17 protein-coding genes and 1 riboswitch are annotated in these 26,001 nt (G+C 44.5%); of the genes, 6 read left to right on the forward strand and 11 right to left on the reverse strand.

What is annotated here, in order from left to right:
• Window positions 1-2 precede the first annotated feature (2 nt).
• From BSR11_RS03270 to BSR11_RS03310, 9 genes are all read right to left on the reverse strand, one after another.
• Entirely contained in the window at window positions 3-1,727 is a 1,725-nt protein-coding gene (locus BSR11_RS03270; RefSeq protein ID WP_072669051.1) for a GspE/PulE family protein, read from the reverse strand.
• Window positions 1,717-2,850, reverse strand: coding sequence for a tetratricopeptide repeat protein (locus tag BSR11_RS03275; protein ID WP_072669052.1), 1,134 nt, complete (start codon window positions 2,848-2,850; stop codon window positions 1,717-1,719). The genes BSR11_RS03270 and BSR11_RS03275 overlap by 11 nt, the downstream gene beginning before the upstream one ends.
• Window positions 2,847-3,692 carry an ExeA family protein gene (locus BSR11_RS03280; protein WP_072669053.1) on the reverse strand — a complete coding sequence of 282 codons (846 nt, stop codon included), beginning with the start codon at window positions 3,690-3,692 and terminating at the stop codon, window positions 2,847-2,849. The genes BSR11_RS03275 and BSR11_RS03280 overlap by 4 nt, the downstream gene beginning before the upstream one ends.
• Window positions 3,693-3,737: 45 nt before the next feature.
• The gene (mshL, locus tag BSR11_RS03285) at window positions 3,738-5,348 is read right to left on the reverse strand and encodes a pilus (MSHA type) biogenesis protein MshL (protein ID WP_072669074.1); all 1,611 of its coding nucleotides are present in this window, start codon (window positions 5,346-5,348) and stop codon (window positions 3,738-3,740) included.
• A gap of 12 nt (window positions 5,349-5,360) precedes the next feature.
• Window positions 5,361-5,678 carry an MSHA biogenesis protein MshK gene (locus BSR11_RS03290; protein ID WP_240004038.1) on the reverse strand — a complete coding sequence of 106 codons (318 nt, stop codon included), beginning with the start codon at window positions 5,676-5,678 and terminating at the stop codon, window positions 5,361-5,363.
• Entirely contained in the window at window positions 5,671-6,321 is a 651-nt protein-coding gene (locus BSR11_RS03295) for a type IV pilus inner membrane component PilO (protein ID WP_072669054.1), read from the reverse strand. Before BSR11_RS03295 ends, BSR11_RS03290 begins: the two co-directional genes overlap by 8 nt.
• Window positions 6,321-7,763, reverse strand: coding sequence for a PilN domain-containing protein (locus BSR11_RS03300; protein WP_072669055.1), 1,443 nt, complete (start codon window positions 7,761-7,763; stop codon window positions 6,321-6,323). The genes BSR11_RS03295 and BSR11_RS03300 overlap by 1 nt, the downstream gene beginning before the upstream one ends.
• A gap of 6 nt (window positions 7,764-7,769) precedes the next feature.
• Complete coding sequence (gene csrD / locus BSR11_RS03305) at window positions 7,770-9,761, reverse strand: RNase E specificity factor CsrD (protein ID WP_072669056.1); 1,992 nt, start codon at window positions 9,759-9,761, stop codon at window positions 7,770-7,772.
• Between the two features lie 145 nt (window positions 9,762-9,906).
• Entirely contained in the window at window positions 9,907-10,425 is a 519-nt protein-coding gene (locus BSR11_RS03310; protein WP_072669057.1) for a single-stranded DNA-binding protein, read from the reverse strand.
• 282 nt (window positions 10,426-10,707) lie between these two features.
• Here BSR11_RS03310 and BSR11_RS03315 point away from each other — a divergent pair, with 282 nt between their 5' ends.
• The 4 genes from BSR11_RS03315 (at window position 10,708) to BSR11_RS03330 (ending at window position 17,275) form a co-directional block, all read left to right on the forward strand.
• Complete coding sequence (locus tag BSR11_RS03315) at window positions 10,708-11,358, forward strand: LuxR C-terminal-related transcriptional regulator (protein WP_072669058.1); 651 nt, start codon at window positions 10,708-10,710, stop codon at window positions 11,356-11,358.
• 197 nt (window positions 11,359-11,555) lie between these two features.
• The gene (galU, locus tag BSR11_RS03320) at window positions 11,556-12,425 is read left to right on the forward strand and encodes a UTP--glucose-1-phosphate uridylyltransferase GalU (protein ID WP_072669059.1); all 870 of its coding nucleotides are present in this window, start codon (window positions 11,556-11,558) and stop codon (window positions 12,423-12,425) included.
• Between the two features lie 144 nt (window positions 12,426-12,569).
• The gene (uvrA, locus tag BSR11_RS03325; protein ID WP_072669060.1) at window positions 12,570-15,395 is read left to right on the forward strand and encodes an excinuclease ABC subunit UvrA; all 2,826 of its coding nucleotides are present in this window, start codon (window positions 12,570-12,572) and stop codon (window positions 15,393-15,395) included.
• 107 nt (window positions 15,396-15,502) lie between these two features.
• Complete coding sequence (locus BSR11_RS03330) at window positions 15,503-17,275, forward strand: PglL family O-oligosaccharyltransferase (protein ID WP_072669061.1); 1,773 nt, start codon at window positions 15,503-15,505, stop codon at window positions 17,273-17,275.
• A gap of 117 nt (window positions 17,276-17,392) precedes the next feature.
• Here the strand turns inward: BSR11_RS03330 and BSR11_RS03335 are convergent, their stop codons facing one another.
• Window positions 17,393-18,520, reverse strand: a complete 1,128-nt coding sequence (locus BSR11_RS03335) for a pyridoxal-phosphate-dependent aminotransferase family protein (protein WP_072669062.1) — start codon at window positions 18,518-18,520, stop codon at window positions 17,393-17,395.
• A gap of 221 nt (window positions 18,521-18,741) precedes the next feature.
• A riboswitch (Lysine riboswitch) is annotated at window positions 18,742-18,918 on the forward strand.
• A gap of 110 nt (window positions 18,919-19,028) precedes the next feature.
• On the opposite strand from BSR11_RS03335, the gene lysC reads away from it, so the two are divergent.
• Window positions 19,029-20,378 (forward strand): lysine-sensitive aspartokinase 3, encoded by a 1,350-nt coding sequence (lysC, locus tag BSR11_RS03340; RefSeq protein WP_072669063.1) that lies wholly within the window; start codon window positions 19,029-19,031, stop codon window positions 20,376-20,378.
• Window positions 20,379-20,431: 53 nt separating this feature from the next.
• Here lysC and metH read toward each other — a convergent pair whose 3' ends face one another.
• Window positions 20,432-24,112: a methionine synthase gene (metH, locus tag BSR11_RS03345; protein WP_072669064.1), complete on the reverse strand. Its 3,681-nt coding sequence runs from the start codon at window positions 24,110-24,112 to the stop codon at window positions 20,432-20,434.
• A 192-nt stretch (window positions 24,113-24,304) separates the two neighbouring features.
• On the opposite strand from metH, the gene BSR11_RS03350 reads away from it, so the two are divergent.
• Window positions 24,305-25,591: a cation:proton antiporter gene (locus tag BSR11_RS03350; protein WP_072669065.1), complete on the forward strand. Its 1,287-nt coding sequence runs from the start codon at window positions 24,305-24,307 to the stop codon at window positions 25,589-25,591.
• The last annotated feature ends 410 nt before the right edge of the window (window positions 25,592-26,001 follow it).

Raw genomic sequence — 26,001 nt, forward strand, 5'->3', positions numbered from 1 at the left:
TCCTAGAGATGAATCGGCTGATTAAGGCCAGAAATATCCCCCTCACCCAGCGCCATCACTTCATCTAAGCTCACAATGCCTTGTAAAGCCAGATCCATCGCGGAAGCCAATAAAGGCTTGTATCCCGCTGAAGCGCGAGCCGCTTCCGCAAAACCTACTGCGTCGTTTGACCGTAAAGCATCCATCATATGCGCCTCTAATTCCAACATTTCAAACACCCCGATCCGTCCTCGGTATCCGGTTAGATTGCAGCTTTGACAACCTCGTCCATGCATAAACGTCGCCGAGACTTGATTAGGAAAACGCACATTCAACCATTGCTGGCGAGCATCATCGAGTATCTCTTCGGTTTTGCAATCTGGGCAAACTTTACGGATCAAACGCTGCGCGACCACGGCACGCACGGCACTGGCCACAAGGTAACCGGGAGCGCCCATATCAATCAAACGTAGTGCACTATCGATGGCATCATTGGTATGCAGCGTACTTAACACTAAGTGCCCCGTTAACGAGGCACGTAAACCGATTTCAACCGTTTCTTGATCACGCATCTCACCGACCAAAATAATATCTGGGTCTTGACGTAAAAACGTTCGCAGTAAGGTTGAAAAATCTAAGCCAATTTTGGGATTCACTTGCACTTGATTCAGGCGAGGGATGCGATACTCAACGGGATCTTCTGCCGTCAGGATCTTTTTACCCGCTTCATTAAGTTCTGATAATGCACCATACAAAGTGGTGGTTTTACCCGACCCCGTCGGGCCGGTAACTAAAATCATTCCGTAAGAACGTTTGAGTTGCTTACGTAAGCGTAGGAGTAAATCATCCGGTAAACCAGACTCTTCCAGTTTACGTACGCCACTGGTTTGGTTAAGCAAACGCATCACCACCGATTCACCATATTGCACCGGCATGGTCGACAAACGAATATCCACCGATTGTCCCTTGGTACGGATATTAAATCGACCATCTTGTGGCAGGCGTTTTTCTGAGATATCTAAATTGGCCATCAGTTTAAGACGCAAAACTAAGGCGGAAGCGATATTGACTTCATTAAGCAGCGTTTCGTGTAATACCCCATCAATTCGCTGCCGAATACGCAAAATATTGGCATCAGGCTCAATATGAATGTCGGATGCACCAACTTGAATCGCATCTTCAAACAGGGAGTTAATCAGTTTAACAACCGTGACATCCTCGGTCTCCTCACCAGAAACGGCATAGTCAAAGGCGTCATTTTCTTGGTGTTCCGCTTGCAACCGTTCAGCAAATGAAGCGATTTCCTTAGTCCGGCGATAATAGCGATCAAAAGCTTCAACCAATTGCTTTTCTGGCGCAATCGCAAACTCAAATTGATAATCAGCCAATTGATTAAGTAGTGCTTCTTGCGCGAACAGATCCGCAGGATCACTCATCACTACCCGCAATACATTACCTTGTCTGCCCATCACCAACGCTCGTAAACGTCGAGCGTGAACTTCGGGGAGGATTTGCACCGCATCAATGTCTACATGAGCGCGATTGAGATCAATCAGTGGGATAAACAGTTGCTGAGATAAAAAGCTGAGCATTTGTTGCTCGGTTACAAAACCAAGCTCAATTAAGGTTGCGCCTAATTTACTGCCTGTCTGCTTTTGGGCCGCCAGTGCTTGTTGTACTTGTTGCTCAGTAATGATCCCTTCTTCAACTAAGAGATCCCCAAGACGCTTTCTAAGTTTAATTTGCAAGATTCGTCTCCTCGCTATGAGTCAGCGCTTGTAAACGTTCACGAATAAACTGGTGAGATTGAGAAGATAACCCGATGTTCTTCAACGCTTGCTGATAAGCATACTTGGCTTCACTCCATTGCGCTAAACGCTCTTGAGTAATCGCTAACCCGAGCCACCAACGTCCATTACTCGGTTCTTGCTCCGTTAATAATTGATAACTTTGCAAAGCAATATCATCAACCCGATTACGCTGAGCAACTGCCGCTCGCAGCGATAAATACTCAATCGATGGGTTAGCGGGTAAATACGCGAGTGGAGTTAGCGCCGCTTGGTTTTGCTCCTCTTTGAGTAGCATCCGAGCAAGCGCAATTCGTAACGTTTCCCCTTCCTGATTCAGTTGCATACCACGTTGTAATAAATCAAACGCTTTTCTTAATTCACCTTTGCCATAATAGAGAGCGGCCAATTGTTGACGCACTACTTCATCTAAAGGGGTGTGACGTAACGCTTCACTGTAACCATTCACGGCTTGGTTAAAATCATTCTGTACCATTGCTCGCTCCGCACGAGCAATGGCTTTGCGAGCGAGTTGTTCAGGGCTTAATTCAACTTGTTCAATCGACAATTGAGAGGCACCAATATTAGGCACATTGGTGGCGGTCGTTACAGGGGGTTGCGCGGTTTTTACCACACCAACCGCTGGCGCGTTGTGCTCTTGCAGAGCGGGTAAATGGGCCAATGGTGCAGTAACCGTCTGCTGTGCTGATTTTTTTTCTTTGGTTTTAGATTGAGAAGATTCCGTCGATGTCGTTCCTGTCACCGAAGCCACTCGGTAAACGGGAACGGTGGACATCTGAGTATTTTGAGTCGGTGAACGCGGCGTTGAGAGTTCAAGATGATTCTCAGCCAACCGTGGGGATGCGGTGACCGACAGAGAATGTTGTCCATAAGAGGCATCCAATGAAGTAGCCTGCCAAGATACCGCCCAACCACCGACAGCAACACTGACAGCAAACCCCGCCAATGCCCATACCCAAGCTGGACGAGCAGCGACCGGAGCGACCTTAGCTCGCTCTATACCCGCTAAGGAATTCGGTTGCTTAGTCACCAATTGCGATAACGCTTTATTAATCACACTCACTGCTGACTCCATCCCCAAAACAGCGGGATTTTAAATTTAGGTTTACAGGTATCAAACGTATCATGAATCGCATCAAAGACATGGTCATTGGAAACGGCTGGTTGCTGAGCATAATACGCCAATAATAATGCCTTATGGCTTACCTGATTTAATAAGCGAGGAATGCCGTGACAGGCTTTCCATAACGCTTTTTTTTGTTGATGAGTAAACAGGGATCGCTGACAACCGGATTTGAATAGGCGATTATCAATATAAGCCACTGACTCAGATAATGATAATGGTCGCAAATGAGCACTAAAAGTGATCCGCTGGCGAAACTGTCTTAAGTGATGTTCAGCCAATCGACGATCAAGTTCAGGTTGTCCTAGCAAGACGATTTGTAACAGCTTACTCTGCTCAGTTTCTAGATTGCCAAGCAATCTTAAGGTTTCGAGCCCTTCATCTTGCAAAGCCTGAGCTTCATCAACAATAACCACCACTCGTTGCCCTTGCTGATGACACGCCAATAACCGAGTTTGAATAGCTTCAATCAGTTGCAACTCTGGCACGTCAGGCAGTTGTAATTCATTGGCAATAGCGCGGCGTAATTCCGCGCCGGTTAACAACGGATTCGGCAAATAGAGCCACAGAATATCATCACCCATATGAGTTAAGAGCATCCGACAAACCATGGTTTTCCCTGTGCCGACTTCTCCGGTTACTTTGACGATCCCTTCTCCCATCGTCAACGCACCACTGACGGTTTGAATCGCTTCATAATGAGGCGCTAACCCCAAAAACAACTGCGTATCTGGGGTGAGATGAAACGGTAGCTGCTCAAAACCAAAGTGTGCTAAATACACGGCTGATTTATCCCCCTGATGAAGACGACGTGTTGTGACCAACCACTATTGGGAATCAGGAAACCATTCTTGCAATAAGTCTCGTGAACGTTCTAACTCTTTTTGCCAGGTGTTCACCCCAACCACCGTCGGCTTGAGTAAAATCACTAACTCCGTTTTTTGGGTCACATTAGAAGTTTGGCGGAACAGATGCCCCAACAGGGGAATATCACCAAAAAACGGTACTTTAGAGGTTTGATTCGTAGTATTCGATTTCATTAACCCACCAATCACGACCACATCGCCATCTTGCGCTCGAATCACTGAATCAGACTCACGAATTGAACTCCGCGCTAACGGCAAAGTAATCGTTCGATCATTAAACTGCACCGATTTCTTCTGCTCTTCCACTTCAATCACCGAAGGGTGAACATGCAAAAAGACATACCCATCATCATCAATTTGTGGCGTCACATCGAGTGAAATACCCGAGAAAAATGGGGTTAATTGAATATTGGGAGCGACGTTGGCGTTATCACCAGTACCGACTTCACTAGTCAGGTCAGTCACATAGTATTCATCGGTACCAACTTTAATCACCGCTTTTTGGTTATTGGCAGCCGTGACTCGCGGGCTAGACAGGACATTAAGATCGCCTTGAGTAGCCATAAAGTTTAACACGGCATCAAAACTGCCGCTTTGGATCACCAAATTAGTCTGTCCTCCCAATAAAGTACCAATCGCGTCCATCCCCGGTAAACGGGGCGTAGGTGCAGGAATAACCCCCTGACCTAGCTGATAATTAGTCCCATTAGATGAAAAAGTTTTTGACCAATTGATCCCTTGTTGGAAACCATCATTTAATGTCACTTCAAGAATTTTCGCTTCAAGGATCACTTGACGCTGAATCCGTAAATGAGACGTATCGAGAAACTGGCGAACCTCACGAATTTCATCTGGATAAGCGCGCACGGTGATCACTGACGCTTGTGGTGTGACCATCACGCTCTGACCACTGCCCGACCCAATTAATCGACCAATGGTAATTTCTAACTGCTGCCAAAAATTACTTTCACTGATGGTTTCAATTTCCGTCCCCCCACGAGAAGCATTATTATTGCTTGAACCAGTATTGTTACCTGAACTATTGGATGAAGTAGGATTAGTCACCGTTCCGGTACTGATTGACGTAATGGAGCGTCCACTACGTTGAAATTGCAAATAGTCCACCGGAATCGTGACAGTTCGTAGCCCAGCAGGATAGACTTGTAGCACTCTGCCGACTTTTTCGACTTCAAAGCCATACAAATCTCGAACTACCGTCAGTACCTCATCTAAAGTAACATTGCTTAGATTTAAGGTAATTTGTCCAGAAACAGCAGGATGAATGGCAACGCTATACTCACTGCCTTTGACTAAACTGGTAAAAAAAGCCGCCGCATCAACTTGGTTAGCTTGCACTCGAAAACGAGCAACATTCAGCGGCTGATCACGACTTCTATCGACTAATTCGGGCATTAAATCCGCTTCAACAGAAGCCGGTAACTGTTGTAGTTGACGGCTATTGGCCTCATTAATCGCTTCGTTCAAGGCTTGCTTGATTTCCACCGGATCTCGGTGCCCCATAGCACAGCCCGCTAAAGTGGTAACCATTACTGCGATAACAACTTGACGCATCATTTTTATACCCTACTCTTTGATATCCAGCGAAAATAACTGCAGTTGCCAAGTCTGCTGCCCTTTAGTTAACGTCACTTGCTCTTCACTGACTTGCTTAACACGATAACCATCAATCTCATCACCTCTAGACAGTACTTGTTGATTAAGCGTCGCGTAACACACTTGCTGACACACGATACTCTGTAATTCCGGTAAGGCAGTAGCCACTGATGACACCGTACCAGTGTTAGAAACCCGCCCTCCTAGAGGCGCTGTCGGATCTTGGGCGGCGACGGCACAAGTGCTCATCAACACCATCAGCACTGCACTATATGGAATGTTAGCCACCAATAAACTCCTTCTGCGTACCGAGCGTGTACACTTCCAGTAATAGTCTCGCTTGTGGATGCTCGCCTACTTGATAGTGAAAACGTCGCCAATAATAACGAACCGGTAAGTTCTCTAACGCCTGTAAATAATCACGAATCGCAAAATAGTTGCCGGTTAGTTCGATACGCACCGGATGAACAAAATAACCCCCAGCCCCCTCGACAGGCTCTTGCAGAACGATCGGCTCTGCGGGTAATGAAATTAAACTTTCCAATTTCAATCGCTGGCTTTTTTCTAATACCTCTTGCAATAGTGAGGCCATTTGTGACGGGGAGACTAAGCTGCCGACTTTTTCCGCTAACTGCTCTGTTAATTGATGGTGATAAACTTGTAATTGAGCAAGCTCAATATCAATATCTGCATCCGGATTGGTACTGAGTTGATGTTGTAATTGTTGAATAGTGTTTTGCATACTTTGCTGATGAGTTTGCAAACTCAGCAAACGATGAGTTTGCCTTTGATGCTGAGCAAGCAAAGGATCAACCAGCCAAGTTTGTATTGATAATACAATGATCACCAATCCACACAGACTGATGAGTCCCTTTTCACTGTTTTTTCGCTCAGCAAATAGACGACTGAGCGTTTGCCAATATTGACTCATTATCTCGCTCCTTGCTGAGTTTTCAGTTCAAATGTCACCAGATCTTGCTCATTGCGACCCATGGTTAAACGTTCAAAATTGCGACCGACTAACGGCGCTTGCTGTTTAAATTGACCAATCCAGTACGGAATAACTCGAGCCTCAGTAGCCACACCTTGAATATCTAACCGATTGGGCGAAATCTCGATATGAGTCAGCGAAATATCACGATGAGCAACGTTCGCTAAGGCATTCATGATAGCGGAGTAGCCTTCTTGCTGGCTGTATGTAAATTGATCCATTGCCCTTAGCGCCGCTTGCTGACCTGCAATCTGCCGCTTGACCCGTTCGATAGCCGCCATTTTTCCTGCCGAAGGACGATGTTTGGCTTGTTGCTGCTGAAGTTCTGTCAACTGTTGATTCAAACGATCCGTTTGTTGCTGAGCCAACGCAACCTGATCATCCAATTGAGTGATTTGATAAGTGTAGAAACCAGCCACTGCTAACATGATCAGCGTGACAAAACTTAATGCTACGATCACATTACGTAGGGAAAAGTGATCGGTCTTAGGATGTAAGTGCCGCGGATAAAAGTTTAATGTTGGTCGAGTCATTAAAGGCAAGTGGTGGGCTAATACCTGCCCAGATAACGAAAGCTCTTGTTCTTCAGATAAAGGACTCGCTTTAACATTCAGCCGTTCATTCAGTGCAGCCACTAACTGGTGATGATCTTCATCGTCACAGCACACTTTAAGTTGATTAAGCGCGACGCCTTTTAATTGTGAAGAGAGATAATCAATTGAGCGTTGGAGTTCAAGCGCTAAGCCATCCAATTGCAATGCTGGACTCGTTTCTCCAGTCACCGGTGCAATCACACCACGTAAAGTTCGCTGAAAATAACAACGCTGATCAACAAAGGCATCTAACTTAAATTGACCTTCTCTGCTGCGCTGTAATAACAAAAAGTGTGGTACTGGAACACTATTCGCCCAAATTTCTTGCTCTGGGATCACTTGCCCTAATTGGTAGCCAATGTTTTGTAATGCTTGGGCGAGATCTAAAATAACCTTAATACTGATCACATAAGCTTGGATTTTGTTACTACCAGTTAACTCATAAGCATCAGCGACAATCTCAGTGGGTTTTTCACTGATCAAATCTTTGAGCAAAAAAGGCAGCGCACCAGACCACTCTTCGCGTGGTACTGCTGGTTTATCCATTTGATAACATTGATACAGTTGAGCGTGCAATACCACGTCAACGATATCCCCCTTAACAGGGTTAGCTTGCAGTGCTTGACACAGCGAGGTTAACCAAGCTCCGTCACTAAGCGGATAACGCGTCGTAGCCGGTGAGTCTTGAGTAGCAGAGAAATAAATCGCGTCCGGCTGTACAACCGCAAATAGTTTTCGGTCTTGCTGCGCTCGACGCGTGATTTTATGAAACAGCGTATTAATCTTCATTTATCTCTACTTAGTCCGCCATCGATTTCTTTTGCCCGGCTTGACAGAGGGCGGTTCAATATCAGGGGCCGTGATCCAAGGTTGCTCTGCCGCAAACCATCGACCTTGTCCACCATGAATGCCAAGGGCAATCAACGTTTGCCATTCGGCTTGAGTTTCTACACCGACGGCAATCACTCGGGTGCTTGTTCCCCCACAAACTCCAATCATACTGCGCACAAATAGTTGATTCTCGTGCCGCTGATCAATATTTTTAATTAAGCTGCGATGTAATTTAAGGTAATTAATTCGTAAATCTTTAATGTAATGAGTAGCAACAATCGTTCGTCCCGCTTGCCCAACCACCAATTGACATCCTAATCCGGCAATCATTCTTAGTACTGGGCGCATATAATCTAAATGTTGAACTAAGCGCCCCTCAGCAAACTCAAAAGACAACCGGGTGCGTAAAGCATAAGGTAACTGCATGATTTCATGGCGAAACCAACGCCAATAGTGTTTATCGGCAAAGGGAACAACATGTAAATTAATCGAGTAATGATCTGTAGATGCTTGGTTTTTCAATAATTGTAGTACACGGATGAAGACTGCGCGATCAAGCATCGCTTCGTAACCAACGGTTTCTAAAGCAGAATTAAAACGCGAGGCCTTGAGCATGCCTTGAACAGGATCATAAATGCGGACAAACAACTCATCATGAATCAATGTTAATTGATTCTTTTCGCTAATTAAATAACACGCCTGCCGGAATAAACGGATTTTCTCAGGAGTGAGACTCTGCTCAAACAAGGTTCGCCAACGTACGCTACCGCGCTCCTCATCGACCGTAACTAATTTCTTAAATCGACTCCAAGCATTACACCCTTGCATCTGAGCACTGCGTAACGCGGTTTCTGTTTCATCAATGATTCGCCCACGTCGTTCTCCTTCTTGATACATACTCATCCCAATATGAAACCAATTTTCTCGTTCTAAAGGATAAGGCGGGCTTAAACGCTCAAGCAACTTAAGGCATTGACTTGCTACATAACTGACATCTTTAGAGGTTTGGTGAGGCATAAAAATCGCGAAGACAGAGTCATAATAGCGTGACAGAACCACATCGGGGTAACGGGCAATGACATTTGCAATACATTCACCCACTTCAACGATAAAATCATCAATGATGACTTTGCCTTGCTGCTCACGCGCGGTATCCAGTTCATCGAGTCGGATCATGATGACCCCACCACGAGCACCACTTTCCAGTAAAGCTGATTCTAGTTTGCTATCAAACAGAACTCGATTAGCGGCACCAGTTAATTGATCAAGAAAGGTTTGACTACGAATAAAGCTATCAAATCGACTTCGCTCTTGACGAGCATCTTGTAGCTCTTCAATCAGTACATCGATAGCTTCACTCGCCGTATAAGGCCACTCTCGTTCATCTCCTTTGGCATACTGCTCAACACGTCCAGCTAAGATCATCCGTCCGCGCTCTTCCAATAACTCAGATCCTAATAACTGTTCACGCAACCATTTTGTCGCTCGGACCAAACAAAAAATGACCACTCCAATTGCTAAAGTGATCGACCACATGGCACCAAAAGAGTAGTTATAACCTAGATAAGGCGGGACCGCTTTAAAATGAATGACGTAACTAGGATGACTGGGCAATGAGAAGCTCATCTGAGTCAAGCGATCGACTGTAATTCTCGACGTTTTATCGTAAAACCGATAAACAACCTCGGATGAAGTCATCAATTCTAGCTCAACAATACTCGATGCCTGCAAGATTTTAGGCATCCAATCGGGCATTGAGTTTGCCGCTTGAGGATCGTGTAACTCTTGATCGACAACGTCAACAATCCCACTTAAGTAGTGTTTGAGGTAATCTTGTCCCATGCGCTGAAACGAGAGTGCACCACCAATAAATAAGATGAACATAGCACTAGTAACAATTAAGGTCACAAAAGCGACTAAACGTGTGCTCAATTTAAGTGTTGGTGTATACCGCATGAAGCTGAATTCCTTTCTTAATTCATCGGCTATAAAAGTGAAATTGGGGTGTCCTAAATTTCTTTAAGTCACTCAATCAGTTGTGCTTAGTCTTAACTATATAAAAAAGCCGCGAACTTCGCGGCTTTTTTTGAAAATCAAATTGCTAGAACGGGATATCGTCATCAAAATCCATCGGCGGCTCATTATATTGTGGCTGAGCTTGCTGAGGTGCAGACGGCTTCGCTGATTGCTGTGCTGAGGGTTGTTGTGGCTGTCCCCAATTACTTTGTTGACCTTGAGGAGCACCTTGTCCAGGCATTGCGCCTTGCTGACGACCGCCCAACATTTGCATTATGCCATTATAACCTTGCACTACAACTTCGGTGGTATAACGATCTTGGCCGCTCTGATCTTGCCATTTACGAGTTTGTAATTGACCTTCGATATAAACCTGCGATCCCTTACGTAAATATTCACCCGCAACTTCAGCGAGTTTGCCATATAAGGCTACGCGATGCCATTCCGTTCTTTCACGTTGCTCGCCGGTGGTTTTATCACGCCAGCTTTCTGAGGTTGCCAGAGTGATATTTGCTACCGCAGCACCACTTGCCATATAGCGAACTTCAGGGTCAGCCCCTAAGTTACCGACCAAAATTACTTTATTTACGCCACGGGTTGCCATGTTCTGCTCCGTCATCAAATTTGGTTTTTTAATATAGTGCTAAAGAATAACACGCTTTGTGACTACTACCAATCTCCGCACTTAATCTGTTATCAGCAAAAGAGAAAATCCAGACACGCTGATCATTTTTTCGATCCTTGTCGTTATTTCAAGTTTTGACAATAGTATCATTTACTTAGCTCATGGATATGTTACGCAAAGCGTTGATTAACCGTTCGTATCGTCACTGATATTCCGGCATGCTGAACAAACCGTGTTTGTATATCAATCAGGATGAATCCTATGCCCAAATCGAGTTATGCGCGCACCATCTACTATCTGACGACAGACGTAAATCAAGCAACACCGAGCCAGCTACAGAAAGCATTTCATCAACTTGCCATTCCAATAGAAAAGGTCGAACCTGAACCATTGGTTCAACAATATCGGCATAGTAAGCACAAGATACTCCTGCTTGATTATCAAGATCATCGCGCGATTCGTCATCGACTTGGTCCTTTAAAACTGACCACTCACTATCTGGAAACCATTTTGTTCAATGTCGACAAACGATTACCCACAGATTTATTAATCAGCTTTGGTAATTTAAAGGGGCTCTTTTACCAAACCGATAGCGCGGAGCAACTTTCCCATGGCTTGGCGCAGATCATTAATGGCCAAAATTGGTTGCCTCGTCATGTTTCGAACCAATTATTACATCATTTTCGTTACGCATTTCATGAGCAACATACCAAAGCCACTCTCGATCTTACGGTTCGGGAAATACAGATTTTACGCTGTTTGCAAGCACAAGCTTCCAACGATGATATTGCGAAAAACCTATTTATCAGCGAACTGACCGTAAAATCTCATCTGTACCAAATTTATAAAAAGCTCGCGGTAAAAAACCGAGCGCAAGCGATATCTTGGGCCAATCACCACATTTTTCAGTAATGATATCGGGCTGTTAGAATGTTATCGATAATAGGCAGCGTTGCACATTTTCGATAACCCAACACAGAATGTGCTCAATCACACGATCAGAACATGGTAAAGTTAGCCTATTGTTGCGCATTAAGCTTATCAAGAAAGATCAACAGTCTTTATGGGCTTATAGCGACTGCACTTTAATAACAATAGGGTTTTGACTAATGATTAATAAATGCCTTTTCCCCGCAGCTGGCTATGGTACTCGCTTTTTACCTGCGACCAAGTCAATGCCAAAAGAGATGATGCCAGTGGTGAATAAACCACTGATCGAATATGGGGTTGAAGAAGCGATTCAAGCTGGTATGACTGGAATGTGTATTGTTACCGGACGCGGCAAACACGCAATCATGGATCACTTCGATATGAACTATGAGTTGGAACACCAAATTCGTGGTACCAACAAAGAAGAATTGCTGATCGATATTCGACAAATCATTGATACTGCTCACTTTACCTACATTCGTCAACGTGAAATGAAAGGCTTAGGGCATGCAATCTTAACAGGCCGTGAACTCGTCGGTGATGAACCTTTTGCTGTAGTTCTCGCCGATGATTTATGTGTCAATGCCGAGCAAGGGGTCTTAGCACAAATGGTCGCGCTGTATAAGCAATTCCGCTGCTCAATTGTTGCCGTGCAAGAAGTGCCTGCTGAAGAAACACATAAGTATGGTGTGATTGCTGGAGAGATGATCAAAGACGATCTGTTCCGTGTCGACAACATGGTTGAAAAACCAGAGCCGGGGACAGCGCCGAGCAATTTAGCCATTATTGGGCGTTATATTTTAACTCCTGATATTTTTGATTTAATTGAGCAAACCGAGCCTGGTAAAGGTGGCGAAATTCAAATTACCGATGCACTGCTCAAACAAGCTCAATCTGGCTGTGTATTGGCTTATAAATTTAAAGGTCAACGTTTTGATTGCGGCAGTGTCGAAGGCTATATCCAAGCAACCAATTACTGCTTTGAACATTTATATCAACAGAATGAACAAAAAGTAGCTCTAGCCAAGCAATCAACCACTAAAGGTTGATGATTCAGCTTTTCTAAATACGTTATTGACCGAGCCATCATGATGATGGCTTATTTTTTACTGTTTTTTTATCCAGTGAATATTTGCACAAATCTCACTCTATGTAATACTGACCCTACTTGATATTACGGTAGACTTTCTCGGATGGACAAAATCGAAGTACGTGGGGCGCGTACCCACAACCTGAAAAACATTAACCTGACGATTCCCCGCGATAAATTGATTGTGATCACAGGCCTTTCCGGCTCTGGGAAATCTTCGCTGGCTTTCGATACCCTCTATGCAGAAGGGCAACGTCGTTATGTAGAGTCGTTATCCGCTTATGCTCGGCAGTTTCTGTCATTGATGGAGAAACCCGATGTTGATCATATTGAAGGCTTATCGCCTGCTATTTCGATTGAACAAAAATCTACCTCGCATAACCCTCGTTCGACTGTCGGTACCATTACCGAAGTGTATGATTATCTACGCCTACTTTATGCACGAGTGGGTGAACCGCGTTGCCCTGAGCATCAAGTGCCATTAACAGCACAAACCATCAGTCAGATGGTTGATAAAGTACTCGAAATGCCCGAAGGCAGTAAGTTGATGCTACTGGCGCCAATCATTAAAGAACGCAAAGGTGAACATGTTAAGACGCTGGAAAATCTCGCTGCACAAGGTTTTATTCGTGCCCGTATTGACGGCGAGACCTGTGATCTTTCCGATCCACCAACGTTAGAACTGCATAAAAAACATACCATTGAAGTCGTAGTCGATCGGTTTAAAGTGCGTAGCGATCTTCAACAACGCTTAGCCGAATCGTTCGAAACTGCCTTAGAGCTTTCTGGAGGGATTGTCGTCATTGCGCCGATGGATCAACCAGGTGAGGAACAAGTATTTTCCGCTAACTTTGCTTGTCCACACTGTGGGTATAGCATGCGTGAGTTAGAACCTCGGATGTTCTCATTTAACAATCCAGCAGGCGCTTGTCCAACGTGTGATGGTTTAGGGGTGCAGCAGTATTTTGACCCGAGCCGAGTGATCCAAGATGCTAATTTAAGTTTAGCGCAAGGTGCTATCCGCGGTTGGGACCAAAAGAACTATTACTATTTCCAAATGCTGAATGCATTAGCAGAACATTACGATTTTGATCTCCATCGCCCATTTAATCAACTCCCTAAACGCATTCAAGAAGTGGTATTGCATGGCTCTGGACGAAGTGAAATCGAGTTTAAATACATTAATGATCGTGGTGATATTCGCGTAAAACGCCATCCTTTTGAAGGTATCTTACATAATTTAGAGCGCCGTTACCGCGATACCGAATCTAATTCGGTTCGGGAAGAACTGGTTAAATATATCTCAACCAAGCCGTGCAGTAGTTGTCATGGTACTCGCTTACGTCTTGAATCTCGTCATGTATTTATTAACGACACGACGTTGCCGCAGATCGTCGAGCTCAGTATCGCCGACGCCTTAGATTTTTTTGCTAATATGCAACTCGAAGGTCAGCGAGCGCAAATCGCCGACAAAGTCATGAAAGAGATTAATGACCGCTTACAGTTTTTGGTCAATGTCGGGCTTAATTATCTCAATTTATCACGCAGTGCCGAAACACTCTCCGGCGGTGAGGCACAGCGTATTCGCTTAGCCAGTCAAATTGGTGCCGGACTGGTTGGCGTGATGTATGTATTGGATGAGCCGTCGATTGGTTTACATCAACGAGACAATGAACGATTGCTAAAAACGCTGACCCATTTACGCGACTTAGGCAATACTGTACTGGTCGTCGAGCATGATGAAGATGCGATTCGTATGGCCGATCATGTGATTGATATCGGCCCCGGAGCTGGAGTACATGGTGGAACCATCGTTGCCGAAGGTCATGTGGAGCAGATCATCGCCAACCCACATTCATTGACTGGTCAGTATCTCAGTGGCGTAAAAAAAATTGCCATTCCGACTCAGCGAGTACCTCGAGATCCGAGTAAAACAGTAGAGCTGCTTGGCGCGTCTGGTAATAACTTAAAAAATGTCGATCTTTCTCTGCCTGTCGGACTTTTTACCTGCGTCACTGGTGTTTCTGGCTCTGGTAAATCAACGTTAATCAACGATACTTTCTTCAGCATTGCCCATACTGCTTTAAATGGCGCAACGACGGCAACACCCGCACCTTATAAAGCAATTAAAGGCCTTGAACATTTTGATAAGGTGATCGATATCGATCAAAGCCCGATTGGTAGAACGCCGCGTTCTAACCCCGCAACCTATACCGGTATTTTTACGCCTATTCGTGAGCTATTTTCAGGTACTCAAGAGTCTCGTTCACGAGGCTATAAACCCGGCCGATTCAGTTTTAACGTTCGTGGCGGACGTTGTGAGGCGTGTCAAGGCGATGGCGTCATCAAGGTTGAAATGCATTTTTTACCGGATGTTTATGTCCCTTGTGATGCATGTAAAGGTAAACGTTACAACCGTGAAACCTTAGAAGTTCGTTACAAGGGAAAAAGTATTGATGAAGTACTGCAGATGACCATTGAAGAAGCCCATGCGTTTTTTGAACCTGTCCCTGTGATTGCACGTAAGCTACAAACGCTGATCGATGTTGGCTTATCTTATATTCGCTTAGGACAATCAGCCACGACCTTATCCGGAGGCGAAGCTCAGCGCGTCAAGCTGGCACGTGAATTATCCAAACGTGATACCGGTAAAACGTTGTATATTCTTGATGAGCCAACCACTGGACTCCATTTTCATGATATTCAGCAATTACTGGCCGTACTACATCGTTTGCGTGATCGCGGCAATACCGTCGTGGTTATTGAACACAACCTTGATGTGATTAAAACGGCTGACTGGATCGTCGATTTGGGTCCAGAAGGAGGTCAAGGCGGTGGCTTAATTATTGCCGAAGGTACTCCAGAAGAAGTGGCACAAGTCACTCATTCACATACTGCACGTTTTTTAAAGCCCCTACTGAATCAATAAGGCTATATTGCCGTACCAAAAAACGCTAAAGTAACGCAACCAGTCACTTATGGCTGGTTGCATTTAAGCAAGAATGGATTGATGTTCAACAATAGATTGTGAGAGTTATGGCGACTTTGCTACTCAGTGGTACTCAACTGCAACCGACGATTCCGAGAGCCCCTTTAAATAAAGCTTTCCTGATAGCCCTTGGCGCCGTGTATTTACTCGCAATGCATTTTTTTATGCCCAATCCAGGTGGTTCAGGGTTAGCCTTATCGTTTAATCCGACTACGTGGATAGCCGTCAGTATCACCATCGCCATTGGTTGGTATCAAATCGCACTGAATCAAAACCTACGTTATTCTAAATTAACGGTCGTTTTTTTTGTTAGTTGTTGCATTTTAAGCACACCACTATTGTATGGAAACGCCTATTTCGCAGGGACGGTTGGACGGCTAACAGGATTGTGGGCTGGCTTAGCGTTATTTATCTGCTTACAACAGTTCTATTGGAGTAATAAACATAAACAACGTTTACTATGGTATATTTTACTCGCGGTTCTTATTCAGACATTATTTGGGCTGTATCAATATTTACTGTTAAGCCCCAATAACTGGTTTGGTTATAACACAATAGCGAATCGACCTTACGGCATTTTCCAGCAACCGAATGTCATGGCCAGTTTTATGGCAACGGGACTGATCGTATCAGGCTATTTATTGGCTCGCCAACCTAAAAAATATCACACCAAACTATTTGAAATTGGTCTGCTCTATCTTACGCCGCTACTGACTCTGCCTCTATTAGTTGTATTAGCCTCACGCACTGGCTGGTTATCAGCGGTATTAGGGACGATGATGATTTTGCCTTATCTTTATCGATTTGCGCCCCGTCGCCGATGGATTTATTGGCTCAGCGCCAGCCTTGCGGGAGTGTTACTCGGATTTGTAGCTATGTACAGCCAAAGTACCAGTGATATGGTGACCAGTAAAGCCGACCTTGAGAGTCCAAGACGCTATACCTTTCCCCAAACCGTAGACATGCTGATTGAAAAACCATTTACTGGTTATGGCTATGGTAATTTTGAAACCGAATATTTGCTGTACACCGCGCGTCAACATCAACTCAATCCGAATTATCCTGCGGGATTACCCGCGATGGATCATCCACATAATGAGCTACTTTTTTGGGGCGTTGAAGGTGGATTGTTACCCCTACTAGGAATGGCGATTGCTGCTGGATTTGTACTACTGAAAGTCCGCACTGCGAAAAAAGGCACTCGCCTCGCGATGCTTGCACTTCTCGTACCTATTGTTGTACATAGTCAATTGGAGTACCCATTTTATCACTCGGCGATTCACTGGATTAGCTTTGTGGTTTTGCTGTATTGGATTGATCAGCGAGTTGCTCGATATCGCACTTTATCTTTTAGCCAGCTCAGTGGTTCGTTACTACGTATCCTAAGCTTAGTGCTCCCCATCATCACTAGCTTATATATGCTAACGTCACTGCACAGTAATTATGTACTGACTCAATTCGAAAAATCGAATCCACCTAATCCTGATATTTTACACAAGGTCACCAATCCATTGGTATGGCGAGATCGCTTCGACTGGAATATTTACAGTACCTATCTCAATCTAGGCTTGCATCAGCAACGAGCTGATTATATCCAGCCTTATATCGATTGGTCGTTATCGATTATTCAGCATAAACCAAGGCCCGCTTTTTATCGTAACCTGATCTTGGCCTACCAAGGTTTAGGTGATGACAGTCGTGCAGCGCAAATCCGTTCAGAAGCGCAGTTTCTCTTCCCAACGCTCGATTTCACTTCGCCAAATACTTCTCTAGCACCATCAGACGTTGTGAGTAACCCAGCCTCTAGCGAGAGATTGTGATTGAACGATCCGCTCACCTCTCAAGTAAAAGTTGTCTTTAAAATAAGGTAAAAATCCCCTATAAACATTCATGAATTTAGGGGAAATTGAGCGGTTTAAAACACTATACATTCAGACTTATCGCTGTAAAGCGAGTCCATCTTCCAATGCCTTGAGACACAAGGCGATGTTTTCTGGGCGAGCAGCGTATCCCATCAAGCCAATTCGCCATGCTTTACCGGCTAACGCCCCTAATCCAGCACCTATCTCTAAGTTGTAGTGCTTGAGTAAATGCTCACGTAGTGCTGCATCATCCACACCTTGAGGAATATACACAGCATTCAATTGAGGCAGACGGCTTGCTTCATCAACCACAAAGGTGAGCCCTAGTTTTTCTAAGCCTTGCTTTAAAACATTATGCATTCGGCGATGGCGCTCCCACGCATTCTCCAATCCTTCTTGTTGCAGTAATAGCAATGCTTCATGTAAAGCGTATAAACTATTGACGGGGGCCGTATGATGATAGCTGCGTTTGCTCGCTCCACTCCAATACCCAAGGACTAAGCTTTGATCAAGAAACCAACTTTGAGGTGCTGTAGTACGTGCATGTATTTTATCAATCGCAGCGGGAGAAAAAGTTAATGGTGATAAACCTGGCACACAAGATAGGCATTTCTGACTTCCAGAATACACCGCATCCAGTTGCCACTCATCGACCAATAGCGGTACACCACCCAGTGATGTAACTGCATCAACAATTGTCAACATGCCGTATTGCTTGGCTAACTGGCCGAGAGATTGTGCATCACTACAAGCCCCTGTTGACGTCTCTGCATGCACAAAAGCCAAAATTTTTGCATCGCTGTGCGCTGCTAACGTGGCAGCGACTTTATCAACTGAAACTGGCTTCCCCCACTCATCATCAATCACAATCACTTGTGCGCCACAACGAACGGCATTTTCACGCATTCGTTCACCAAACACACCATTACGACAGACAATCACTTTATCGCCGGGCTCAACTAAATTAACGAAACAAGCTTCCATGCCCGCACTACCCGGTGCTGATACCGCAATGGTAAATTCGTTGTTAGTTTGAAAGGCGTATTGTAATAACTGCTTTAGTTCATCCATCATGGCGATAAATAATGGGTCAAGATGACCAACGGTTGGTCGACTCAACGCTTGTAATACTTGCGGGGCAATATCTGAAGGACCTGGTCCCATCAATATCCGACGAGGTGGAATAAAACTGCTAATAGCCATGGTTGCTCCTTGCTGTTTCGATGGCGAGAGTGGTTGAGGTTAATGCAAATTATCTCGTATCACAATGCGACCGAAGTCTAGTGATCGAACCATATTCACATTCTGATCATTTTTATTTGCATTAGTGACAACATTTGCAATTGACATTAATGCAACAAAACCGTTCAATGAATGCGCTATCTATATCAAACAGACCAACAAAGTACATTAAGTCTCGAAGGTATAGCAGAAGAGGAGCACTGCCCAGGCAGATCATTTGTGGAGCCTCAACTCCAATACAAACGATCCATGGGGAGCAGTGCCGAGGTAAAACAAAGGTGAGGCTTTGATTTACCGGTTGCATGGGCTGAATCCCTGTGACTGTCACCAGACGAAACTGGTGAAGAGCTTCTGAGGACATCGATTAACCGTTATCCCTCTTTATTTGCTCTCAGTTCACACTCTTCAAAACATTGGACGTTGGATTACCAACCATTTTTCATTTATAGGAAGTCTTGGGAGACATGCTGTGAACGCATTCAATGTCGCTAAATTTGGCGGAACAAGTGTTGCTAATTTTCAAGCGATGAGCTGCAGTGCAGCGATCATCGAAAATAATCCCACCACTAAATTGGTGGTGATCAGTGCCTGTTCAGGAGTGACCAATCTGCTGGTTGAATTGGCAAACGGAGTACAAGATAGCCAACAGCGCGCGATGATTATTCAACAATTAGCGGATATTCACTACGCTATTATTGAGTCTTTAAGCGCTCCGCAAAAGGTCAGTACTGAGATAGATGTCATCTTAGAGACCGTTCGCCGAGCAGCGGATGCCGCCGCATTTGAAGTCAGCAAAAAATTGACTGATCATCTTGTCGCTTGCGGGGAGTTAATGTCCACTTATTTACTCACTCAAATCCTTTGTGAGCGTGGTGTCGATGCCGTGCGCTTTGACGTTCGTCAAGTGATGCGTACTGATGATCATTATGGTCGAGCCGAACCACAGCTAGCCGAGTTACAAGCTTTAGTGACCGAAAAATTACAGCCACTCTGCCAACAACACGTTGTCGTCACTCAAGGTTTCATTGGTGCCGACCAAGATGGAAATACCACCACCCTTGGTCGAGGAGGCAGTGATTATTCCGCAGCGTTAATCGCCGAAGCAATGCAAGCGTGCGGCCTAGAAATTTGGACCGATGTACCGGGAATGTATACTACCGATCCTCGGATTGTCGCCAAAGCGGCTCCGATTGCTGAAATTAGTTTTAGTGAAGCATCAGAAATGGCCAATTTTGGTGCTAAAATTCTTCACCCTTCAACTCTAGTACCTGCGATTCGTCATGGTATTCCTGTCTTTGTGGGCTCGTCCAAAGCACCACAAAAGGGAGGCACTTGGATCCGCCAACAGGTCGACAGTACCCCACTATTTCGAGCCCTCGCACTACGCTGTAATCAAACGATGGTCACTTTGCGCAGTGCGAATATGTTCCATACTTATGGTTTTTTAGCCAAAGTATTTGAAATATTAGCCAAACATAAAATTTCTGTAGATCTGATCACGACTTCAGAAATTAGTGTATCGCTAACCTTAGATAAAACCGATACATCAGGCGGCAACCCTGAATTACCACAACACGTTCGCCAAGAGTTAGAGGCTTTATGTACGGTAGAAGTCGAACACGATCTCTGCTTAGTCGCGCTGATTGGTAACAAAATGAAAGATAGGCCCGGTTATGCCAAACGAGTCTTTAGTGTGTTAGATGAATTTAATCTACGAATGATTTGTTATGGCGCCAGCGCCCATAATCTCTGCTTTTTAGTCAATAGCCACGTTGCTAAATCGGTCATTCAAAAGCTGCATCAAGAGTTATTTGAATAACACTAAACTCAAACAGGCAGGTCGTCATGATGCGACCTGCCGAGCTTGGAGTGTTAACCGTTAATATTGGGGCCAAGCCACTTTTCGGCGGTTAATTTATCCCAGCCTTTACGCTCAGCATAACTTTGAACTTGATCTTCTTGGATCTGAGCTATGGCAAAATAACGTGAATCTGGATGAGAAAAATACCATCCCGAGACCGATGATCCCGGCCACATCGCGTAACTACTGGTTAACGACATGCCTATATTTTCTTCAACCGATAGCAATTGCCATAGCGTGCCTTTTTCAGTGTGCTCAGGACAAGCCGGATAACCGGGTGCCGGGCGAATCCCCTGATACTTTTCGCGGATCAAATCATCACAGGTAAGCTCTTCTTCACTCGCATAGCCCCAAATGTCTTTACGCATCTGCTGATGTAAATACTCAGCAAAAGCTTCCGCTAAACGATCCGCCACCGCTTGAATCATGATCGCATTATAATCATCCCCTTGGGCTTTATAAGCATCAGCCAGCTCCCTTTCCCCAATGCCTCCAGTGACAGCAAAAGCGCCGATCCAATCTTGTTTCGCTGATGATTTCGGCGCGATATAATCGGCAAGGCAATAGTTCGCACCTTTCGGCTTCTCCGTCTGCTGACGCAGATGATGCAATACATGGATAACCTCACTACGTGTTTCATCCGCGTAAACTTCAATATCATCACCCACGCTGGCGGCAGGAAACAAGCCACAAATCCCCTTAGCTTGCAGTAATCCCTCTTGTTCCACTCGGTCTAATAATGCATTGGCATCAGCAAATAAGCGCTGAGCCTCTTCTCCTACCTCTTCGTGCTGCAAAATGGCTGGGTATTTTCCCATTAAAGACCAAGTCATAAAGAAGGGCGTCCAATCGATATACTCACGCAACAAAGCAATCGAGCAATTGTCAAACACATGAACACCAGGCTTAGCCGGTACTGGTGGGGTATAAGATTGCCAATCAATAGCGACTTTGTTGGCCCGAGCTTTGTCCAAACTGATTGGTCGTGTTTTCGGGGTTTTTCGAGCATGCTGATCCCTAGTACGTTGATAGTCGAGATCTAACTTTTCAATAAATGCGGGTCGTAGTTCATCAGATAGCAGAGCACTGCATACTCCCACTGCCCGGGATGCGTTATTCACATAAACAACCGGATGACGATAGTTTTGTTCTATTTTAACCGCGGTATGTGCTTTAGACGTTGTTGCCCCTCCAATCAACAACGGCAGATTGAATCCCTGTCTCTCCATCTCTTTCGCCACATGAACCATTTCATCTAGTGAAGGGGTAATCAAACCGGATAAACCGATAATATCCACTTGCTGTTCTTTGGCGGCTTTCAGTATTTGCTCACACGGTACCATCACACCCAGATCAATGATTTCGTAGTTATTGCACTGCAATACAACACCGACAATATTTTTACCAATGTCATGTACATCACCTTTTACGGTCGCGAGTAAGATCTTACCGTTGGTCGACCCGGCTTGTTTTAAGGCATTAATATAGGGTTCTAAATACGCGACCGCTTGTTTCATCACTCGCGCCGACTTCACCACTTGAGGTAAGAACATCTTACCCTCACCAAACAAATCACCAACTACGTTCATGCCATCCATTAATGGACCTTCGATCACATCCAATGGCCGAGAAGACTGCTGACGAGCTTCCTCGGTATCTTCAACAATAAATTCAGTGATACCTTTAACTAATGCATGCTCTAAACGTTTTGCTACAGGCCAACTACGCCATTCAAGTAAAGCCGGATCGTCCACTTTACCCACGGCATTGTCACGATACTGTTCCGCTATCTCAAGTAAGCGCTCTGTCGCGTCAGCTCGACGGTTCAGCACCACATCTTCCACTGCCTCACGTAAACTGAGTGGCACGTTGTCATAGATTTCTAGTTGACCGGCGTTAACGATCCCCATATCCATGCCATGTTTAAAGCAGTGATAGAGAAATACGGCATGAATCGCCTCTCGAACATAGTTATTACCACGAAATGAAAAAGAAACGTTAGACACACCACCGGAAATCATCGCATGAGGTAAGTCGCGTTTGATATCCGCAATGGCTTCAATAAAATCCACCGCATAGTTATTGTGTTCATCAATGCCAGTGGCAATGGCGAAGATGTTGGGATCAAAGATAATGTCCTCTGCTGGAAAACCAACTTCATCCACTAAAATTCGATACGCATTAGTACAGATCTCAACCTTACGCTCACGGGTATCGGCTTGCCCCATTTCATCAAACGCCATCACAATCACGGCCGCACCATAACGGCGAACCAATTTGGCTTGTTCAATAAATTTCTCTTTACCTTCTTTTAGAGAAATCGAGTTAACAATACCTTTACCTTGAATGCACTTTAGTCCCGCCTCAATCACTTCCCATGTTGATGAATCCACCATAATCGGTACTTTTGAGATCTCTGGTTCCGAAGCGCACAGCTGTAAAAATCGCACCATACAGGCTTTGGCATCAAGCATGCCTTCATCCATATTAATATCGATGATCTGAGCTCCGTTAGCGACTTGCTCACGAGCCACATCTAAAGCTTCATCGTATAACTCTTCACGAATAAGACGCTTAAAACGTGCCGAGCCAGTGACATTGGTTCGCTCACCGACATTAACAAATAGGGTATCAGCCTCAATGATCAACGGCTCTAAACCAGAAAGACGGCAAGCGACTTTTTGCTCAGGTAGTGGACGAGGAGCCACCCCTTCAACCGCTTTCGCCATTGCTGCAATGTGCTCAGGTGTCGTACCACAGCAACCACCAACCAGATTCAGAAATCCCGCTTGTGCCCATTCAGCAATATGCTCTGCCATTTCTTGCGCACCGAGATCGTATTCACCAAACGCATTCGGTAAGCCCGCATTAGGATGAGCAGAGACATAACTTTCTGAGATTCTTGATAACTCAGCAATGTATTGGCGTAATTCGTCAGGACCAAGTGCACAATTCAAACCAAAAGAGAGCGGACGGACATGACGTAAAGAGTGATAAAAGGCTTCCGTGGTTTGCCCGGAAAGCGTTCGCCCTGAGGCATCGGTAATGGTGCCTGAGATCATGACTGGTAATGCGTAACCTAACTCTTCAAACACGCAATCAACAGCAAAAGCACAAGCTTTCGCATTAAGCGTATCAAAAATCGTTTCAATCATGATCAGATCGCAACCACCTTCAATCAACGCACGAGTAGATTCTGAATAGGCGTCAACCAGTTGATCAAAACTAACATTACGATAACCTGGATCATTCACATCGGGGGAGATCGAACAAGTTCGGTTGGTCGGGCCGAGTACACCAGCAACATAACGAGGTTTATCGGGTGTTTTTTGGCTCCATTCATCGGCGACTTGGCGTGCTAGTTGCGCAGCAGCATAATTAATTTCTGCGCTTAATGACTGCATATCATAATCAGCCATCGCAATAGTGGTCGAGTTGAAGGTGTTGGTTTCTAAAATATCTGCGCCAGCGGCTAGATAAGCATGATGAATCTCTTTAATTAATTGTGGTTGCGATAAAACTAACAGATCATTGTTACCTTTAAGATCACAGTGCCAATCAGAAAATCTGCTGCCTCGATAATCTTCCTCTTGTAACTGATAACTCTGAATCATGGTGCCCATACCACCATCTATCAGCAGAATTCTATGTTTGAGTTGCTGTTCTATTTGCTTGGATAGCTGACTTCCCACCGTTAAACCTCATTCCCTGGTATTTATTTCTCATCCTACCACAGTTTAGTTAGAAATCTAGACGTCTAAAAAGAGATTAATAACTGGATAAATCGTGCCATAACCTAAAATTTTAATGTTAGAAAATGTTTGCTATTTGTTATCGATGCAACGAAAATTTTAATCACACTTTGTTACATAATGAGAAAGAGAATGTCGGTTTACTATACCTTATGCTTTTTATCAGCTGCAGCGATGATGATTGCTTTTATCAACAGTAAAATAATCAAAATGCAAACCACCATTGCCATTACCGCAGGCTCAATGATACTTTCGATATTGATCATCATTGCAGGGCAAAATGACTGGTTTTATCTAGCACAAATCGCAACTGATACCGTTACTAGGATTAACTTTGAAAGCTTTTTGTTGAAAGGAATCTTGGGGTTTCTACTCTTTGCGGGTGGTTTAGGGATAAAACTTCCTAATTTAAAAGAGCAAAAGTGGGAGATTACCGTGCTCGCTCTAGGAGCGACTCTTTTCTCTACTTTCTTCATCGGTCTAGTCTTGTATGCCTTTTGTCAGTTTATCGGTATTCAACTCGATCTAATCTACTGTTTACTGTTTGGATCTCTTATCTCCCCTACTGACCCCATTGCTGTACTAGCGATTGTAAAAAAACTGAATGCCCCAAAGCGTATTTCGACCCAAATTGAAGGTGAATCGTTATTTAACGATGGATTCGGGTTGGTTATCTTCGTCACGCTATTCACTATTGCTTTTGGTCATGAAACGCCAACGATTGGCAGTGTGGCTGCGCTATTTGCTCAAGAAGCATTAGGCGGCATTGCCTATGGCTTTTTGCTTGGCCTACTCTTTCATTACTTGATCAGTGCTACTGATGACCATTCTATGGAGCTCTTACTCACTATCGGCATCCCAACAGCAGGGTATGTTTTTGCTGATGTCATCCATGTCTCCGGTCCCTTAGCCATGGTAGTCTCTGGCATTATGATCGGTAACTGGACACGTTTTATCGGTTTTTCTAAAGAGAGTGAAGAGCACTTAGATCATTTCTGGGAGTTAGTGGATGAATTTTTAAATGGCGTACTATTTTTGTTGATCGGTATGTCAATGTTGCTATTTGAATTTCATCAAGAAGATTGGATTCTAATGGCATTTGCCATTCCACTGGTATTATGTGCACGCTATCTGAGTGTGTGGGTATCTTATTTGGGCTTTAAACGCTTTCGTCATTACAACCCATGGTCGGTTAGAATTCTGACTTGGGGAGGTTTGAGAGGAGGCTTAGCGTTAGCCATGGCGCTCTCTATCCCCGCCGGGGTAATGGTCATTCCAGATAAATTAATTGATGTGAAAGAATTGGTAATGGTAATGACCTATGCTGTAGTTGTGTTTTCCATCTTAGTGCAAGGTTCTACCATTACCCCAATGATTGAAAAAGCCAAGCAGGCCGAGTCAGACAACACTAAACACTGAGATGAAAATAGCCCTATAAAGCGAATACTATAGGGCTATTTTTTGCCTTATTTTCCACTTTCAGATAGCAATCTTTGTGTTCGAATAAAGCTAATAGCCAAAAATAAAAAGCCCTAACGTAAGTTAAGGCTTTTTATTTTTATAACACTCAACACCAGTATTCATCAAGGAGCGGTGGAATAGTCAGCTTCGGGACCAACCGAGCTAACAACGGTAGGGCTCTTAAATCAAAAAATGTCTTAGCCAAACGACTAAGGCCTTCTTAAAATATGGCAGGGATGGAGAGATTCGAACTCCCAACACGCCGTATTTTTGGTATCAGCGGGATCCGCTGCTCTGCCGCTTCCTCGTTGATAATATTACACCTAGATCAAAAAAGGTCTTAGTCAAACGACTAAGACCTTTTGAAT

The sequence above is a fragment of the Vibrio injensis genome, assembly GCF_001895205.1.
In the GTDB taxonomy this organism is placed as follows: Bacteria; Pseudomonadota; Gammaproteobacteria; order Enterobacterales; family Vibrionaceae; genus Vibrio; species Vibrio injensis.